We start from the raw sequence: 14,221 nt of genomic DNA, 5'->3' as shown, positions 1-14,221 counted from the left end.
GACCACTAAATTCACAATACATATATAAGCTCACAAATTGAGCATCTCTCTTCACGAATACGCTCTACGATATTGCATCGTTGTGCATACGTATAATTTTGTTCAACAACCAAAGGTTTTCAAATCTAGACATGTCTCAGATGACTTTTAACTCATTTCGCTCAAACTTCTTAGGAAATTCGGCGGACTGGTATAAAAACACGATATTGGTGTTTTTAATCATTAACCCCATTTTATGGTTTTCTGGATTCCACTTTGCGACCGGGTGGTTATTGATAGCCGAGTTTATTTTTACGCTCGCGATGGCCCTAAAGTGTTACCCCTTACAACCTGGCGGTCTATTGGCCTTACAGGCGGTCGCATTAGGGATGACATCCCCCGAGATGGTCTACCATGAAATCGAAGCAAACCTAAAAGTATTATTATTGCTGGTGTTCATGGTTGCGGGCATCCATTTCATGCGTGATCTCTTGTTATATACCTTCACGAAGTTACTAATTAAGATACGCAACAAGGTCTTACTCTCGCTACTGTTTTCTTTCGCTGGTGCATTTTTGTCAGCGTTTCTTGATGCTCTAACGGTAACCGCCGTGCTAATCAGTGTTGGTGTTGGCTTTTATGGCGTCTACCATAAAGTAGCGTCTGGCAAGAAGTTCTCTGATGATCATGATCATTCTGGCGACGATGGTGTACACGAATACAGCCGACAGGATTTAGAAGACTTCAGAGCATTCCTTCGAAGCTTAATCATGCACGGCGCTGTTGGCACCGCACTAGGTGGCGTTTGCACCTTAGTTGGGGAACCGCAAAACCTTCTGATTGCTGAAAAAGCAGGTTGGGAATTCATGGAATTTTTCTGGCGAATGGCGCCAGTCACCATGCCAGTATTGGTGGCGGGCTTAGCGACCTGCCTTCTATTGGAAATGACCGGTTGGTTTAGCTACGGCAGTAAGTTACCCAGTGAGGTTCGATCAGTGCTTTCTGAATTTGACGCTGAGCAAGAAGCTCGTCGGACAGGCCATGACAAAGCCAAGCTGGTCATTCAATCGATTATAGGCATTGTTCTCGTGGGTAGCCTCGCATTCCATATCGCTGAAGTCGGACTGATCGGTTTAATGATCATCGTACTTCTTACCGCGTTTAATGGAATTACTGAAGAGCATCAAATTGGGCATGCGTTTGAAGAGGCCTTGCCGTTCACGGCACTGCTCGTGGTATTTTTCGCGGTTGTGGCGGTTATACACGAACAGCATTTATTTCAGCCTGTCACCGATTTGGTTTTAAGCATGAATACGGACACACAACCGATTGTGATGTTCATCGCCAACGGCGTATTGTCCATGATCTCAGACAATGTATTTGTTGCCACGGTGTATATCAATGAAATGGCAGCGGCACTTAAAAACGGCGTGATCACTCGTGAACACTTCGAACTTATGGCCATTGCCATCAACACAGGCACCAATCTTCCCAGCGTTGCTACTCCAAACGGTCAGGCGGCATTCCTGTTTCTTTTAACCTCGGCGCTCGCCCCCTTGATAAGATTGTCTTATATGAAGATGGTTTACATGGCATTTCCATATACGATCGTATTAAGCATCGTGGGTGGTGCGGCAATTTTGATCCAGTTTTAAGAAAAATACTCCTCGGCCAAGCACGAGGAGCAATAACAGCGTTTTGCCAAAATCGGCCGGAGAATCAAATATTCTTCGGCCGATTTTTTTTGATTTTAGATTTCAGAAATGAACGAAAGGTTTTCACTTTCATATACCAGACCGCAATCCAATACCCGATGGAACTTTGATTTACCGTTGCTATGTCGCCAATATCAAAGTTAGATAACTTATTTGCGTGTTTGAGTAACAAAAAATCGGTTGTGGCATCAAACTCGCCTCGACAAGGTCTGGCCTTTGTATCAATCGTGAAGAGTTCAGTTTCGTCCTCAATTAAAAAATTATTCCAGGACGGATCACCATGACGAAACCCAGCCCGGTGCATTCTCTGTAGCATATCAATGACGACGGCACGCCCCTCTGGACCGCAAGGCACTCCTTCACGATATTGATAGCACATCCAAGAATCCACCACCATCCCAAATCGGCGGCGCTCTAAGGCAAACAGCGGCCTAACGCTTGGTATTCCAGCGCTCTCTAGCTTAGTCAGATTGGCTATTGTTGCAACCGCTTCACTTTCTACAAGTAAGCTCGATAAGCGCGCCCAAATACGGCGATTCTTATCGATCGGTCTTTTGACGACGACATCAAAGCCGAATAGAACACCACGCCTTACCACACTCCGATGATTATCCTTCAAGGTTTCTGGAAAAGCTTCGAACTGCTCTATCATAGTAGGGATGCTGGAAACATCACTCCACATTGCAGCCTGATCCAAATCAGACAGCAGCAACCAATCACCCTGCTTTAACACTGTTTTCAACATATTTGTGTAAGACTCTCGCCCGAGGCTCGCACGTAAGCTAACCAAACAATCGAGAAAAGAATCCTCGTTTTTTAAGTTCAGTTTCAATTGTTTTCGCGTGTGCTGCGCTGACATTCCTGCGTTTAAACACTCCATTATCCCACTGCGTAAGAGCGGAAAACTTCAAATCGTTAAATTCAGCCAGAGCAAAGTCTTTGTTTAGGCCCGTCGCATTAAGATTTGCCGCTTTGATATTCGCATCATTAAAATTTGCGCCCGACAATCGTGCCGCCCACAAATTGCTCTCTTCCATTGAAGCCCCTGTTAAATCCGCCCGGCTCAATCTAGCATTGGCCAGATTAGCGCCGTTAATCATTGCACTCTGCATGTCAGCACCCGCTAGAGATGCCTGCCTTAAGTTCGCGGTTTCAAAATTCGTACTGAGCAACAGAGATTGGCTCATGTCAGCGCCGGAGAGTGATGCATTAAGCAGATCAGCTCCCTCGAGTCGTGCAAAGCGCATATGCGCCGCATTTAAATCTGCGTTTCTGAGTGAGGCCCCCGTAAGATTGGCATCTTGAAGGTGAGCCCCGAAAAGCTTAGCACCATCTAGCTTTGCGTCGGTTAGATTTGCTCGCACGAAGATTCCGCCACTTAGCTTGGCATTCAAAAAACTAGACGACGACAAATCACAATCAGTGAAATTTGCAGCCGACAATTGAGCTCGATCAAAAACGGCACTGGGCAGTTTGGCAGAGCTTAGATGAGCACCAGCCAAATTAGCCTCGGTGAAATCCGCTGCCGTGCAATCGCAATGAGTGAGCGTTGCCCCATTTAAACGAGCACCACTAAGCTTAGCTCGATAAAGGTCTGCTCCAGATAAGTCGGCTCCGGTGAGGTCCGCTTCTGATAAATCGGCACCTGATAAATCAGCGCCAGACAAATTAGCGCCACGGAGCTTAGCTTGAGATAATTTAGCTTTCGCTAAATCTCCGCCGATGAGCGTATAGCCTGATAAATTAAGACCGGAAAGGTCTTTTTTGTCGCTGATGACAGACATATTGATCAACAAGACCTCAGTGAGCTATGTCTTCTGGCACAGCTGAGTCGGGAGTCTGAACATTAGATTTCTGACCAATCTTTTCCCAAACGCAATTTCCTTCAACTTTTTGGTTCAAGCGTTCAATCCATTCTTGATGCTCACTTCCTTCATCATCCAGCACTTTAACGCTCTGCAAGTTCAAACTCGCAAAATCGATATTTTGGTATTTGCCTCCACCCTCTAGCGCACTTGTGCTCGCCTCTAACGTCAATGCGGTCTGCCCACCCGTCATGGCCAAATAAACATCGGCCAAGATTTCGGCATCCAGCAAAGCCCCATGAAGCTCTCGATGACTATTGTTTATCTCATAGCGCCTACACAAAGAATCTAAGTCGTTCCTCTGCCCTGGATACATCTTTCGCGCTTGAATAAGCGTGTCATGAACACCGCAAACATCATTAATCCTCGTCGAGTAATCCGGTATTCGATTCAGCTCGGCGTCTAAGAACCCAACATCAAACGCCGCATTGTGAATAATCAGCTCTGAGTCACTCAAGTACTCCATCATTTTTTGGTAGATATCGGCGAATTTAGCTTTGTCAGCCAAAAATTCGTTAGTAATACCATGAACCTCGATCGCCCCCTGGTCGATCTCTCGATCTGGATTTAGGTACACATGAAAATTATTACCTGTTAAACGCCGATTAACGAGTTCCACGCAACCAATTTCAATAATCCGGTGCCCTTGGCGATGCTCTAAACCCGTTGTTTCTGTATCAAGTACAATCTGACGATCATAATCACTCATAATATAACCTCAAAGCTCATCAATACCTCGGTTAGCCAGTTCATCGGCCTTTTCATTGCCTGGGTTGCCAGCGTGGCCTTTAACCCATACCCAATTTACTTGGTGGCGACTGACTTGCTCATCAAGTGATCGCCACAAATCATCGTTCTTCACCGGCTTCTTTGCCGCCGTTTTCCAACCCCGAGCTTTCCAGCCTTGAATCCACTCCAACATGCCTTTTCTGACGTACTGAGAATCAGTATACAGGGTCAACTCACAAGAACGCGTCAGCAACTTTAGCGCTTCTATCGCGGCGGTAAGTTCCATTCGATTATTGGTGGTGTTTGCCTCACCACCAAATATTTCTTTTTCGGCTTCGCCGTAGATCAGTAACGCACCCCACCCTCCAGGGCCTGGATTACCACGGCACGCGCCATCTGTATATATTTGAACAGGGGTTTTAACTGACATATTAAAAACGAGTATTAGATTAAACTTACTTTTCAGAATTGCGCTGATTGGTACTTTTGGCCGTCGCAGGCGCCACCAATTTAGGTCTTGGTTTGCGAAACCTCACTTTGCCGATCATTGTTCCAGCAGACTCTTTCTTCTTCGCCGTGATCATATATCCCCCCCCGAACATGGGCAACCAACGATCTCCAACAGATTCGAAAAAACTCACCAATTTCCTGACTTTCGGCCTACTTGTAAGAGGTGCATACTGAAAATTTGAACTGGCAACCACGTCAAACCCCAAGACGTGCAACCAGTCAATTACTCTGCCAGGCGTATAATAACGACCTGCAGACGCCGATTTAGGTCGCAGCCAACGCTGTAATCCGAGCAAACTACTTGGGTTGAATCCGGTGATAACCACATAGCCCTCGGCCTGCAATACTCGATGAACTTCCCGTAGCACTTGGTGTGGTAACGAATGGGCCTCTAAAACATGAGGCAAAAGAACCGTACTAAAGCTGCTTGGAACAAACGGAAGAAAGGCAGGATCAGCGGCCAAGTTCGCCTCAGCAATCGAGTGGGCTGACGGTAGCGGACCCATTTGCACTTTCAGTACGTACGGCAAATCCAAATCGGATACTACCGTCTCGTCTAACATGCTCCCCAACTGCAGCGTAGACGGTCCAATGGCTTGCCTCATACCCGATTCCAGCCGTGATCTCTCGAGTTCAAAGAAAGACCGCCCGTAGTGAGTAGATGCCCAAGTGCCGCTACTGCTAAGTTGTTTTGAATTAATACCGCTCAAAATAATACGATTTACAGTGATTCCATTGGTTAATGGTACATGAATTTCAGGCCCCAATCATTGACTGAATTATGCTCTATCATTACTATTCGCCGATGAATTTTAAAGCCTTATTAATCCTCGCTCTCATTTTATGCACGAGCGCCTGCGGCCATCTAAAGAACCAATCAACGAGTTCTGATGATTTGGCAACCGACCAGCTCCCTAAATCCGGCGCTTCAGCCACTGAGGATATCGCCGGAACGGCGCCTGATGCGCCACTGATACCAACGCTGAAGCCGGATGTGGAGAGCGATATAAAGGTTGATGATATCAACATTCCAGCCACCCCTGTTGAACCGGCCGATCTAGACGTCATCAGTCGAATTCGCAATGGATTTAGTTTTCCTGAACTAAATACAACGGACGTAAACAAGCATGAAAAATGGGCTTCTTCTCATCACACTTATTTAAAGAACCTATTTGCAAAAGCCGAGCCATTCTTGTTTTTCATCGTGGAGGAAATCGAACGACGAAAGCTACCCATGGAGCTGGCACTCTTGCCAGCGGTTGAAAGCGCTTTTGATCCAGGCGCAGTATCGAGGTCACGAGCCGCCGGTTTATGGCAATTCGTTCCCAATACAGGGCGAGGCTTTGGTTTGCGCCAAGACTGGTGGTATGACGGCCGTCATGACCCATACAGCTCGACGTTTGCGGCTCTTGACTACCTAGAACAGTTACACAAAATGTTTGATGGCGATTGGTTTATTGCCCTTGCTGCCTACAATGCCGGGCCAGGAACCTTACGGCGCGAGATCAGAAAAGCCAAACGCAAAGGATTGAAAACGGATTACGTTAGCTTAAAGCTCCGAACAGAGACTCGACGCTATATTCCCAAATTAGTGGCACTCAAACACATCATCCAGTACCCAGAAAAATACAACGTTACATTACCCAAGATAGCAAACAAGCCATACTTTGAGGTGATCGAGCTGCCAGGACAAATTGACCTCGTAGAATTTGCCAAGCAAAGTAACGTCGACCGCCAACTACTAAGGCACTTAAATCGAGGCTTCAAACGATGGGCTACGGCCCCCGAAGGCCCGCACCGCCTGCTCATACCGTTGAATGCCGATCGAAGCGTAGATTACGCAAGACTGGCGGTAAAAAACACGCGGCAGGTAAACTACCGAAACCACAAAATCAAGAATGGTGACACCTTAAGTGGGATCGCTCGAATTTACGGCGTTTCGGTTGCAGGGCTCAGGTCTGCAAATCAATTATCAAACAATAGAATTCGAGCTGGACGCAACCTAATGATACCCATTCGAGGTTCTTCAGCCCCTTCGACACACTTAGCCAAAAACTCGAAGGTCACACACAGAGTATCAGCAGGAGACACACTCTGGTCTATTTCTCGTCAATACAAAGTAAAACTCGATCAGTTGATGAACTGGAACGGGCTTAGGTCTGGCGACGTATTAAGCTTGAATCAAATGTTAACTGTGTTTCTTAAATAGGCGTTAGTATAATCAAAGATGCCTTAAGTACACCCAGGCATCTTCTCTTTTACCAGCCTCTTGACTGGCCCTGTAATATTGCTTTCTTATCGAAATTTTTTCGAAGCCCCATTTATGATAAAGGCTTTGAGCAATAGCATTGCTGGCTCTGACCTCGAGAAATACCTTACTCAATTCCCGCGCTTGCGCTATCTCAATAATGTCTTGCATTAAACGGTGTCCCAGGCCGAAACCCTGAACCCTAGGCGCACAAGCAATATTGAGAACGTGCAACTCGTCCATAATCTGGCTAATGACGTGATACGCACAAATTCCCTTTGTAGACACTATCACTCGGCAAATATTTCCTTTCGTAAGCGATTCCTCAAAGGAAAGTCGAGCCCAAGGCGAAATATGGGCGGTTTGTTCTACCTGCAATACATCCTGAAGGTCGGCACTGACCATGTCCCTCACTAAAAATTCCTGTAATTCATTGCTCATTGTCATTTTTCCATGAGCTAGTCATTGACGACAAAAATTTGCACTAAGTTCGTCTGAGTGGCTAAGCGGATTGTGACAATACGCTTTGAAGTTGCTTCCAAAGAACGCCTTTCAAAACCGGTTCGGCCAGGAGTTGCTGCAAGGAATGGCTTGGGATAACACGACAGTCACTGGCGTGATATCGATGCTCTCGAGACTGCAGTGTTTCCAGAGTTTCATTGGCTCGTAACACAGACTGCGCTGAAAGCTCACCCAGTGTCACGATCACCTTAGGTTGCACTAATTCTATTTGACGGTGTATCAACTTATTGCATTGAGGGCTTACCGATAAATCGTCAGGTGGCGCACACTTAAATACCGTTGTTGTGTAAACCTGCTCTCGACTCAAGCCAGTAGCGTGTAAAATCGCTTCATAAAGTTGGCCTGCCCTCTTTAGAAAAAGCTGATTTGCTTGAATTTCAGACGAAGTTGGAGCATCAGAAATAAACACCCAATCAGCCAACACATCTCCGCCCCCTAATATAGAGTGACCTTGACCGCATGATGGACAAGCTTGTCGATTACTAATACGGAGTTGTAATGTACGCCAATCTAACTCCGCCAACTCCGTAACGGCGGGGTCAGCTTCTTTGTACGCAATTTCGGGCACCGACGCCTCCACCGGCAACACTATGCCGACATCAACGTATTCGTCACTATCCTCTGGCTCCGGAATAAATGCATCAGAATAATCAGGCGCGCCATCTGAGGCCTCCGCAGCTAATGCATTTACTTCTTCAGAATCGTTCCTCTGTTCTTGAGCCGGCGCCTCTTTATCAAACGTTAGGTCCACGGCAGGCGTGCTATCGAGTGGAACCGGAGCCGGCCGTAAAACCGGCATCCTTATTTCATTTACATCGTCGTTGGACTTACCGGTTTGATTGGCAACCGATTTAGCCTTCTCAAGGCCGACACTACTCAATGGCGACTCTGGCTCACTGATTTCAGCACTCTTCGCTGATGGGCCTTGTTCCTGCCCAGCATCACCGGCACTTCTGACCACAAGATCTGATGAAGACCCTAATTGACCAGAGTGGTCATCCGAACTACCTTCCAGCGCACTCATTAAGCTCATACTATCTGCTCGCCCTTGCGTGCTCTCACCTGCCCGTTGGGAATTAGAGATCTCGTCACCCTGCCCGATTAAACTGGATTCTAAAGGCTCATCATCTACGGCCAATGCTTGGTCCGAAGAGACAGCGGTGCGCCCTCTTAAACGCCAACTCTGAACACCTATTTCATGGAGAATATTCATGAGCAAAATCTAAATCACCATTACGACTAGCGCCATTAGCATTAAGCCCATTAAGGCAAACACCGCTAACACAGAAAAGACAACAAACACAGGATTTATTAGCAGAGTAATACCACTAACGGTTTCCATAACTTCCTCTAAGCCATCTTGCTGCGCCAGCGTTTTCAATGTTCTATAAGCGCCCTTAGTGCTTTTTGCCTCATCAAAGTTCATGCCAGAAAAATGCTGAAACACACGATCTTTATCTTCAATGACCGTCTTAACAGTTTCAGGCGAATCGCCTAGTTGCCCAAGCACATGCCAGACTATCAGTAATATTATCGCAGGTAGACAGATCGCAATGCATTTGATCATGTTCCACCAAAGGGCAGAATCTACCGAATAAGCTTGAAAGGCTAAAAAGACTGAAGCCGAAACCGAGAACAACAAAAAGTAGCTCAACCACCGCTGAAGCCCGCTGGCTACCGATGCAACACCTTCAAAAGCAGAAACTATGTTGTCTACGACTGACATTACCCTAGAAATGAATCCCAATCCGATTCTTTAAACCCAACAATGCCCTTACCGTCCTTTAACAAAAAAGGCCTTTTCACTAACATGCCGTTGCTCGCTAACAAGTCCAAAGCCTGATCAACCTCCATGCTTGGCAGCCGATCTTTCATGTTCAATTCTCGGTACTGCATGCCTGATGTATTAAATAACTTACGAATATTTCCATCGTAACTTGCCAGCATGAGTTCTAACTCGCTTTTGCTGGGAGCTTGCTCCACAATGTTAATGGAATCAACCGAAATCCGATTCAATTCCAGATACTTTCGTGCTTTTACGCAGGTTGAACACTTAGGGTATTGATAAAACTTCATGGGTAAAATCTTATTGAATGTAATTAACCAATTATAGCCTCACTTGACAGAAGAATGTACGAAGCTTACTGAATCCACTCAAGACGCTTTGAACGAATTCAAAACTTGGACGCACGCGCGCGGTAGAGCGCTACTAATTAAGCTTACTGATGGCTTGATAGGCTGCCGCTTTAAGATCGTATCTCAGAGGCCACGGAGCCTGGTAAAGCTGCACTAAGGCTATCGCGATCAATTGCTCCTTAGGGTCAATCCAAAACTTTGTTCCAGCCGCTCCGGCCCAAGAAATCTCTCCTTTGCTGGAAATTGCAGGCATCCACGCTGGATGGGTTACCACACCAAAACCCAGTGCCATACTCTGCCCGTTATGTAAAGACAACCCCGGATAAGCGTTAGCTCCTTCAGCCCGTACAGCCGGCGTCAAATGGTTAAGACTGAGATATTCAACTGTTTTAGGGCTCAAAATTTGCACGCCGTTAAAGGTTCCGCCATTGAGTACCATCTGAGCAAATTTCATGTAATCACTGGCAGTAGAAACAAGTCCGCCACCCCCACTGTACATACCATTATCTTTATAATTGCGCTGGGAACTCGGTGGCACAGTCATAATTTTTTTACTGTCCTTGTCCCAATACTGATCACTGGCAAGCCGTGACATTTTTTCGGCAGGCACATTAAAAAACGTATCCTGCATACCTAAGGGTTCAAACACTCGTTTCCTGAAAAATTCATCCAGTGTTACACCGCTCATTCGCTCAACCGCAGCACCCAACACATCGACTGACACACTGTAGTGATAGCGAGTTCCCGGTTGAAACCGAAGAGGTAACTTTGCAACTTTATCGACAAACTCGGCAAGATCCTTAGAGTCCAGAACTTTCTGTTCATTGTAGGCAATGTCAACAGGGTTATCAGGAGTGAACCCGTACGTCAGACCTGCGGTATGAGTAAACAGTTGCCGCATGGTCATGGGCGACTTTGCAGCAACTTCCTTTCCATCAACCCAGACTTTTTGGTCTTTGAATTCTGGCAAATAAAGGTGAACTGGGTCATCAAGGCGAAACTTTCCCTGCTCATAAAGCATCATAGCGGCCACAGCTGTGACTGGCTTCGTCATTGAGTAAATCCTGAATAAGGTATCAGTTTGCATAGGCTTAGGATCATCAACCCCAAAACTTCCAGCCGCATTAAGATGCACAACCTTTCCTTTCCTTGCGATCATGGTGACCACACCGGAATAATTTCCTTGCGCCACATACCGCTCAGCAAGCTTAGCCACTCTCTCCAAACGCTCTACAGACATTCCGACTTCCTGAGGGTTTGCGTGCTTGAGGCCCTTCTGTGCAAAGCAAGAAAACGTGACGAATGTGATGGGGAGACTCAATAAAACAATGCGCAACAGATTTGCCATGAACTTTCTCTAAAATTGAAAAATAATATACGTGAGTACTTTCTGGTATTGTGAGCAACATGTCAATAAACCCTCAGTGAATTAACTGACTAAGATAAGTGAATAATAAATGAATCAATCCAGCTCTGCCGGTAAGCAAGCGAAGCTCTCTATGAAGGAGCGTTATCTAAAACTCGCAGTACTGGTTGTCGTGGCTGGTAACATATATCCACTGATTTACCTTCGACAGAATTTCGAAGTTAGCTTATTAGACGCATTCGGAATTACGTCAGCACAGCTCGGACAAAATTACGCCATGCTCGGTGTGATCTATACCATAACCTACATACCCAGTGGTTGGCTCGCAGACAGAGTCTCACCTAGAGTCCTGATGTCCTTATCATTGCTCATGGCTGGATTACTGGGCGCGTGGTTTTCCACATTTCCATCATTCGCGGCAACGCAAGTCATTTTTGCTGGTTGGGGCATCGCAGCGGGACTCACATTCTGGTCCGCCCTGATTAAGGCCACGGCAGTATTGGCAGAACACAATGAACAAGGGCGATTCTTTGGCATTTTGGAGGGTGGTCGAGGGTTGATTGAGGCAATATTGGCAACGATCGCCGTCGCAATTTTCGCCTATGCAACAACCTCTGTTGGACAAGATACGGCACAAGGCCTGCAAAAAGTTATCTGGATGTACGTCAGCTTTATGCTGATCTTAGCCCCGGTTAGCTATTTTGTTTTGACTGATCATGCCCCATCGTCGGCAACGTCACACGACGCTACCAAACAAGGCACCGCACAAGAGCTCAAAACATTGCTTTCAACGCCAGGCGTTTGGCTTTGCGCCGTATGCATTCTCACAGGCTATCAATTGTATTGGGCGACCTATTCGTTTTCAGCGTATCTCCAAAATAATTTTGGCATGACGGCTGTTGCCGTTGGCGCCATCACTGCCGCAAACCTGTGGATGCGCCCGATAGGCGCGGCCATTGCCGGTTTTACAGGAGACCTCTTAAACCTAGAAAAAACCTTAGCCTATTTGATGATAGCCTGCTCCACTGCCCTACTTTGCCTTGGTCTTTTGCCCGTTGCTACCGGAAAGCTAATCGTATTAGCGGTGGTTCTAACCATGGGATTGTTTTCATTTGGAATTCGAGGTCTTTACTGGGCAACAATTGAACACTCTGGGGTCTCAACTAAGACAATGGGGCTCGCCATCGGGTTTATTTCATTGATAGGATACGCGCCGCACATCTACCTACCCATTTTAAACTCATATTTAGTCACGGAATTCCCTGAAAAACTGGGGTACGCACTTTATTTCGGAAGTATTTCAGCGATGGGCCTAATTGGTGCTTTCGCTGCGTTTTTACTAGCCAGAAAACATTAATCGACCCTGCTTACTACCGAAATATCTTCATTAAACATGCGAAAAACATGCGAATGACCATCACACATTGAGTACTAATAACGCGTTCGAATAGCTCACTAGACTTAGTGTTTATGAAGTTGGCAAACGATCAGGGCAGACGAACGTCAATCAATCGGGAACGGGATCACAAAAAGCACATCCAGTGATTCTCGGTTTCGACCATACCAGCAAAATCGGACTCAGTATAAGCCTCACCTATACATTCCTTTCTCGCCACAACTACGCTTAATCTGTGCACCAAAGGTTCAACATACCCTTAATATGCACCGCGGCAAATGCGAGGCAAATTAGAGAGCTCAAAACCCAAAATACGGTGCTATTTTGTTGTAATTGCGGATGATCAATAAAAGGAGCCATCAACCCAGCGATACCACGCAAAAAGTAGACTGCGGTAATTACGATTAAGACGATATTTACAAACGGGAATGCCGGAAACCGGCCTGCAGCAGACCAAGCATAGGCCCCCCATACAAATAAAATTAGGGCTATCGTGAATGTGATGAGCTTCGGCTTTAAGAGCCCCTGTTCAGCCATCCGAGCCATTTCCTCACCGGCACCAAAGAAGCGGTACCACTCGGGACCACCCACAATAATCGCAAGATGCATTATCGATGCTGAAAAACTCAGTAATCCCGCTACAACTAAAAAATCTATTTTCATTTTACGCCCCGATAGAGCCACATTTTTGCTGACCATCAATAGATGCCTGCGTTTAGCGCCGACCCAATAAAAACTCTCCAGCAATGGGAACAAAACATCCAGCGGCCTGCCTTAGCGATTGTGCAGTGCATTGCTCAACGCCGTAGACCTTAGTAGTGGCATCAAAGTCACGCTCTATTTTCTCCAATAGAAGTGCAAAATCTCCGTCACCCGATGCAAGAATAACCGTATCTACGTTAGGCGCATATTCAATTGCATCAATTGTAATTCCAACATCCCAGTCCCCTTTTGATGAACCATCTGCCCTCGTAATATAAGGTTTAAGCTTTACCTCGAACCCAATGGCTCGAAGAATATTTTGAAACTGCCTTTGTTTCTCATCTTGGCGGTCAGTGGTATATGCGATTGCTTTGAATACCGTGTGCTCACGACAAATATGCTGCCAAAAATAGTTGTAATCAAAGTTACATTGATGAGCTTGTTTGGTTGTGTAATAGATATTCTGGACGTCAACCAATACCACTGCATTATTCATAGTCTTTCCGAGCACGGTAGTGTTTAAGAGGCGAGATACAAAAATGACGTTAAATCAGGTGCTTTCATCTACTCTCCAATACCTCTGCATTTCAACGTATAGAAAAGATGCCGTCCACGTAATCAACACCAGTCCAGTTAGCGATTCAATGCCGGTAAGGTATCTTAAATCACCTATGGGTTGTATATCACCAAACCCAAGAGTCGTGTAGACGGTAAACGAAAAATACGCGCAATCCATCACACTGCCGTCGAAGCTACCCTCTAACGCTCCCCAACCACCGGACCGAATCATGAAAAAATACGCTAACGCAAAAATCCATATTTCAAGCGCATGCGCTACTAATGCACCGAATACCCCGACCACAATTCGGTATCGGTGATTGATATTCATACTCGGGATGATGAGCGTAATACGATGTAAAAATTCATAATGAAGAAGCACTGAAGCTGCCACAACAAAAGTATTTAGTAGTAAAACGTAAATCATGAGCTTCAACCGATAAGTGAACGTAAACAACAATCTATGCTAATACTCAACATAGTAAGCGTGTTTGA

The 14,221-nt window shown here is 46.0% G+C and carries 16 protein-coding genes; 3 read left to right on the top strand and 13 right to left on the bottom strand.

Annotation, left to right across the window (positions count from 1 at the left end; all coding sequences use genetic code 11):
* Window positions 1–131: 131 nt before the first annotated feature.
* Entirely contained in the window at window positions 132–1,634 is a 1,503-nt protein-coding gene (nhaB, locus tag ABWW54_RS17260) for a sodium/proton antiporter NhaB (RefSeq protein ID WP_353414065.1), read from the top strand.
* Between the two features lie 64 nt (window positions 1,635–1,698).
* Here nhaB and ABWW54_RS17255 read toward each other — a convergent pair whose 3' ends face one another.
* The 5 genes from ABWW54_RS17255 to ABWW54_RS17235 are packed head-to-tail and all read right to left on the bottom strand — an operon-like array spanning window position 1,699 to window position 5,403.
* Window positions 1,699–2,439 (bottom strand): hypothetical protein, encoded by a 741-nt coding sequence (locus ABWW54_RS17255; RefSeq protein ID WP_353414063.1) that lies wholly within the window; start codon window positions 2,437–2,439, stop codon window positions 1,699–1,701.
* Window positions 2,440–2,476: 37 nt separating this feature from the next.
* Complete coding sequence (locus tag ABWW54_RS17250) at window positions 2,477–3,478, bottom strand: pentapeptide repeat-containing protein (protein ID WP_353414061.1); 1,002 nt, start codon at window positions 3,476–3,478, stop codon at window positions 2,477–2,479.
* 16 nt (window positions 3,479–3,494) lie between these two features.
* Window positions 3,495–4,268, bottom strand: a complete 774-nt coding sequence (gene dnaQ, locus ABWW54_RS17245) for a DNA polymerase III subunit epsilon (RefSeq protein WP_353414060.1) — start codon at window positions 4,266–4,268, stop codon at window positions 3,495–3,497.
* A 9-nt stretch (window positions 4,269–4,277) separates the two neighbouring features.
* A complete protein-coding gene (gene rnhA, locus ABWW54_RS17240; protein ID WP_353414058.1) occupies window positions 4,278–4,718 on the bottom strand; it encodes a ribonuclease HI in 441 nt (146 codons plus the stop codon).
* 25 nt (window positions 4,719–4,743) lie between these two features.
* Window positions 4,744–5,403 (bottom strand): class I SAM-dependent methyltransferase, encoded by a 660-nt coding sequence (locus tag ABWW54_RS17235; RefSeq protein ID WP_353414056.1) that lies wholly within the window; start codon window positions 5,401–5,403, stop codon window positions 4,744–4,746.
* A 200-nt stretch (window positions 5,404–5,603) separates the two neighbouring features.
* Here ABWW54_RS17235 and ABWW54_RS17230 point away from each other — a divergent pair, with 200 nt between their 5' ends.
* Window positions 5,604–7,007: a transglycosylase SLT domain-containing protein gene (locus ABWW54_RS17230; RefSeq protein ID WP_353414054.1), complete on the top strand. Its 1,404-nt coding sequence runs from the start codon at window positions 5,604–5,606 to the stop codon at window positions 7,005–7,007.
* Between the two features lie 12 nt (window positions 7,008–7,019).
* On the opposite strand, the gene rimI is transcribed toward ABWW54_RS17230, so the two are convergent.
* The 5 genes from rimI to ABWW54_RS17205 form a co-directional block, all read right to left on the bottom strand.
* Window positions 7,020–7,487 carry a ribosomal protein S18-alanine N-acetyltransferase gene (gene rimI, locus ABWW54_RS17225; RefSeq protein ID WP_353414052.1) on the bottom strand — a complete coding sequence of 156 codons (468 nt, stop codon included), beginning with the start codon at window positions 7,485–7,487 and terminating at the stop codon, window positions 7,020–7,022.
* 61 nt (window positions 7,488–7,548) lie between these two features.
* Window positions 7,549–8,781 carry a uracil-DNA glycosylase gene (locus ABWW54_RS17220; protein ID WP_353414050.1) on the bottom strand — a complete coding sequence of 411 codons (1,233 nt, stop codon included), beginning with the start codon at window positions 8,779–8,781 and terminating at the stop codon, window positions 7,549–7,551.
* 9 nt (window positions 8,782–8,790) lie between these two features.
* Window positions 8,791–9,294 (bottom strand): hypothetical protein, encoded by a 504-nt coding sequence (locus ABWW54_RS17215; protein WP_353414049.1) that lies wholly within the window; start codon window positions 9,292–9,294, stop codon window positions 8,791–8,793.
* Window positions 9,294–9,644 (bottom strand): arsenate reductase family protein, encoded by a 351-nt coding sequence (locus ABWW54_RS17210; protein ID WP_353414047.1) that lies wholly within the window; start codon window positions 9,642–9,644, stop codon window positions 9,294–9,296. The genes ABWW54_RS17215 and ABWW54_RS17210 overlap by 1 nt, the downstream gene beginning before the upstream one ends.
* Before the next feature lie 133 nt (window positions 9,645–9,777).
* Window positions 9,778–11,052 (bottom strand): serine hydrolase domain-containing protein, encoded by a 1,275-nt coding sequence (locus tag ABWW54_RS17205; protein WP_353414045.1) that lies wholly within the window; start codon window positions 11,050–11,052, stop codon window positions 9,778–9,780.
* Window positions 11,053–11,161: 109 nt separating this feature from the next.
* On the opposite strand from ABWW54_RS17205, the gene ABWW54_RS17200 reads away from it, so the two are divergent.
* Window positions 11,162–12,427, top strand: coding sequence for an MFS transporter (locus ABWW54_RS17200; RefSeq protein ID WP_353414043.1), 1,266 nt, complete (start codon window positions 11,162–11,164; stop codon window positions 12,425–12,427).
* A gap of 267 nt (window positions 12,428–12,694) precedes the next feature.
* Here ABWW54_RS17200 and ABWW54_RS17195 read toward each other — a convergent pair whose 3' ends face one another.
* The 3 genes from ABWW54_RS17195 to ABWW54_RS17185 are packed head-to-tail and all read right to left on the bottom strand — an operon-like array spanning window position 12,695 to window position 14,153.
* Window positions 12,695–13,129: a hypothetical protein gene (locus tag ABWW54_RS17195; RefSeq protein WP_353414041.1), complete on the bottom strand. Its 435-nt coding sequence runs from the start codon at window positions 13,127–13,129 to the stop codon at window positions 12,695–12,697.
* 52 nt (window positions 13,130–13,181) lie between these two features.
* The gene (locus ABWW54_RS17190; protein ID WP_353414040.1) at window positions 13,182–13,664 is read right to left on the bottom strand and encodes a LabA-like NYN domain-containing protein; all 483 of its coding nucleotides are present in this window, start codon (window positions 13,662–13,664) and stop codon (window positions 13,182–13,184) included.
* Window positions 13,665–13,718: 54 nt separating this feature from the next.
* Window positions 13,719–14,153: an ion channel gene (locus tag ABWW54_RS17185; RefSeq protein WP_353414039.1), complete on the bottom strand. Its 435-nt coding sequence runs from the start codon at window positions 14,151–14,153 to the stop codon at window positions 13,719–13,721.
* Between the last annotated feature and the right edge of the window lie 68 nt (window positions 14,154–14,221).

Source organism: Arenicella sp. 4NH20-0111 (assembly GCF_040366405.1).
Classification (GTDB): Bacteria; Pseudomonadota; Gammaproteobacteria; order Arenicellales; family Arenicellaceae; genus Arenicella.
The sequence above is the reverse complement of the archived record's forward strand: the minus strand, read 5'-3'. Positions and strand labels throughout refer to the sequence as shown.

Coding starts and splice junctions, on each gene's coding strand:
- nhaB (WP_353414065.1), top strand. CDS start 132: ATGTCTCAGATGACTTTTAACTCATTTCGCTCAAACTTCTTAGGAAAT.
- ABWW54_RS17255 (WP_353414063.1), bottom strand. CDS start 2,439: ATGTTGAAAACAGTGTTAAAGCAGGGTGATTGGTTGCTGCTGTCTGAT.
- ABWW54_RS17250 (WP_353414061.1), bottom strand. CDS start 3,478: ATGTCTGTCATCAGCGACAAAAAAGACCTTTCCGGTCTTAATTTATCA.
- dnaQ (WP_353414060.1), bottom strand. CDS start 4,268: ATGAGTGATTATGATCGTCAGATTGTACTTGATACAGAAACAACGGGT.
- rnhA (WP_353414058.1), bottom strand. CDS start 4,718: ATGTCAGTTAAAACCCCTGTTCAAATATATACAGATGGCGCGTGCCGT.
- ABWW54_RS17235 (WP_353414056.1), bottom strand. CDS start 5,403: ATGAGGCAAGCCATTGGACCGTCTACGCTGCAGTTGGGGAGCATGTTA.
- ABWW54_RS17230 (WP_353414054.1), top strand. CDS start 5,604: ATGAATTTTAAAGCCTTATTAATCCTCGCTCTCATTTTATGCACGAGC.
- rimI (WP_353414052.1), bottom strand. CDS start 7,487: ATGAGCAATGAATTACAGGAATTTTTAGTGAGGGACATGGTCAGTGCC.
- ABWW54_RS17220 (WP_353414050.1), bottom strand. CDS start 8,781: ATGAATATTCTCCATGAAATAGGTGTTCAGAGTTGGCGTTTAAGAGGG.
- ABWW54_RS17215 (WP_353414049.1), bottom strand. CDS start 9,294: ATGTCAGTCGTAGACAACATAGTTTCTGCTTTTGAAGGTGTTGCATCG.
- ABWW54_RS17210 (WP_353414047.1), bottom strand. CDS start 9,644: ATGAAGTTTTATCAATACCCTAAGTGTTCAACCTGCGTAAAAGCACGA.
- ABWW54_RS17205 (WP_353414045.1), bottom strand. CDS start 11,052: ATGGCAAATCTGTTGCGCATTGTTTTATTGAGTCTCCCCATCACATTC.
- ABWW54_RS17200 (WP_353414043.1), top strand. CDS start 11,162: ATGAATCAATCCAGCTCTGCCGGTAAGCAAGCGAAGCTCTCTATGAAG.
- ABWW54_RS17195 (WP_353414041.1), bottom strand. CDS start 13,129: ATGAAAATAGATTTTTTAGTTGTAGCGGGATTACTGAGTTTTTCAGCA.
- ABWW54_RS17190 (WP_353414040.1), bottom strand. CDS start 13,664: ATGAATAATGCAGTGGTATTGGTTGACGTCCAGAATATCTATTACACA.
- ABWW54_RS17185 (WP_353414039.1), bottom strand. CDS start 14,153: ATGATTTACGTTTTACTACTAAATACTTTTGTTGTGGCAGCTTCAGTG.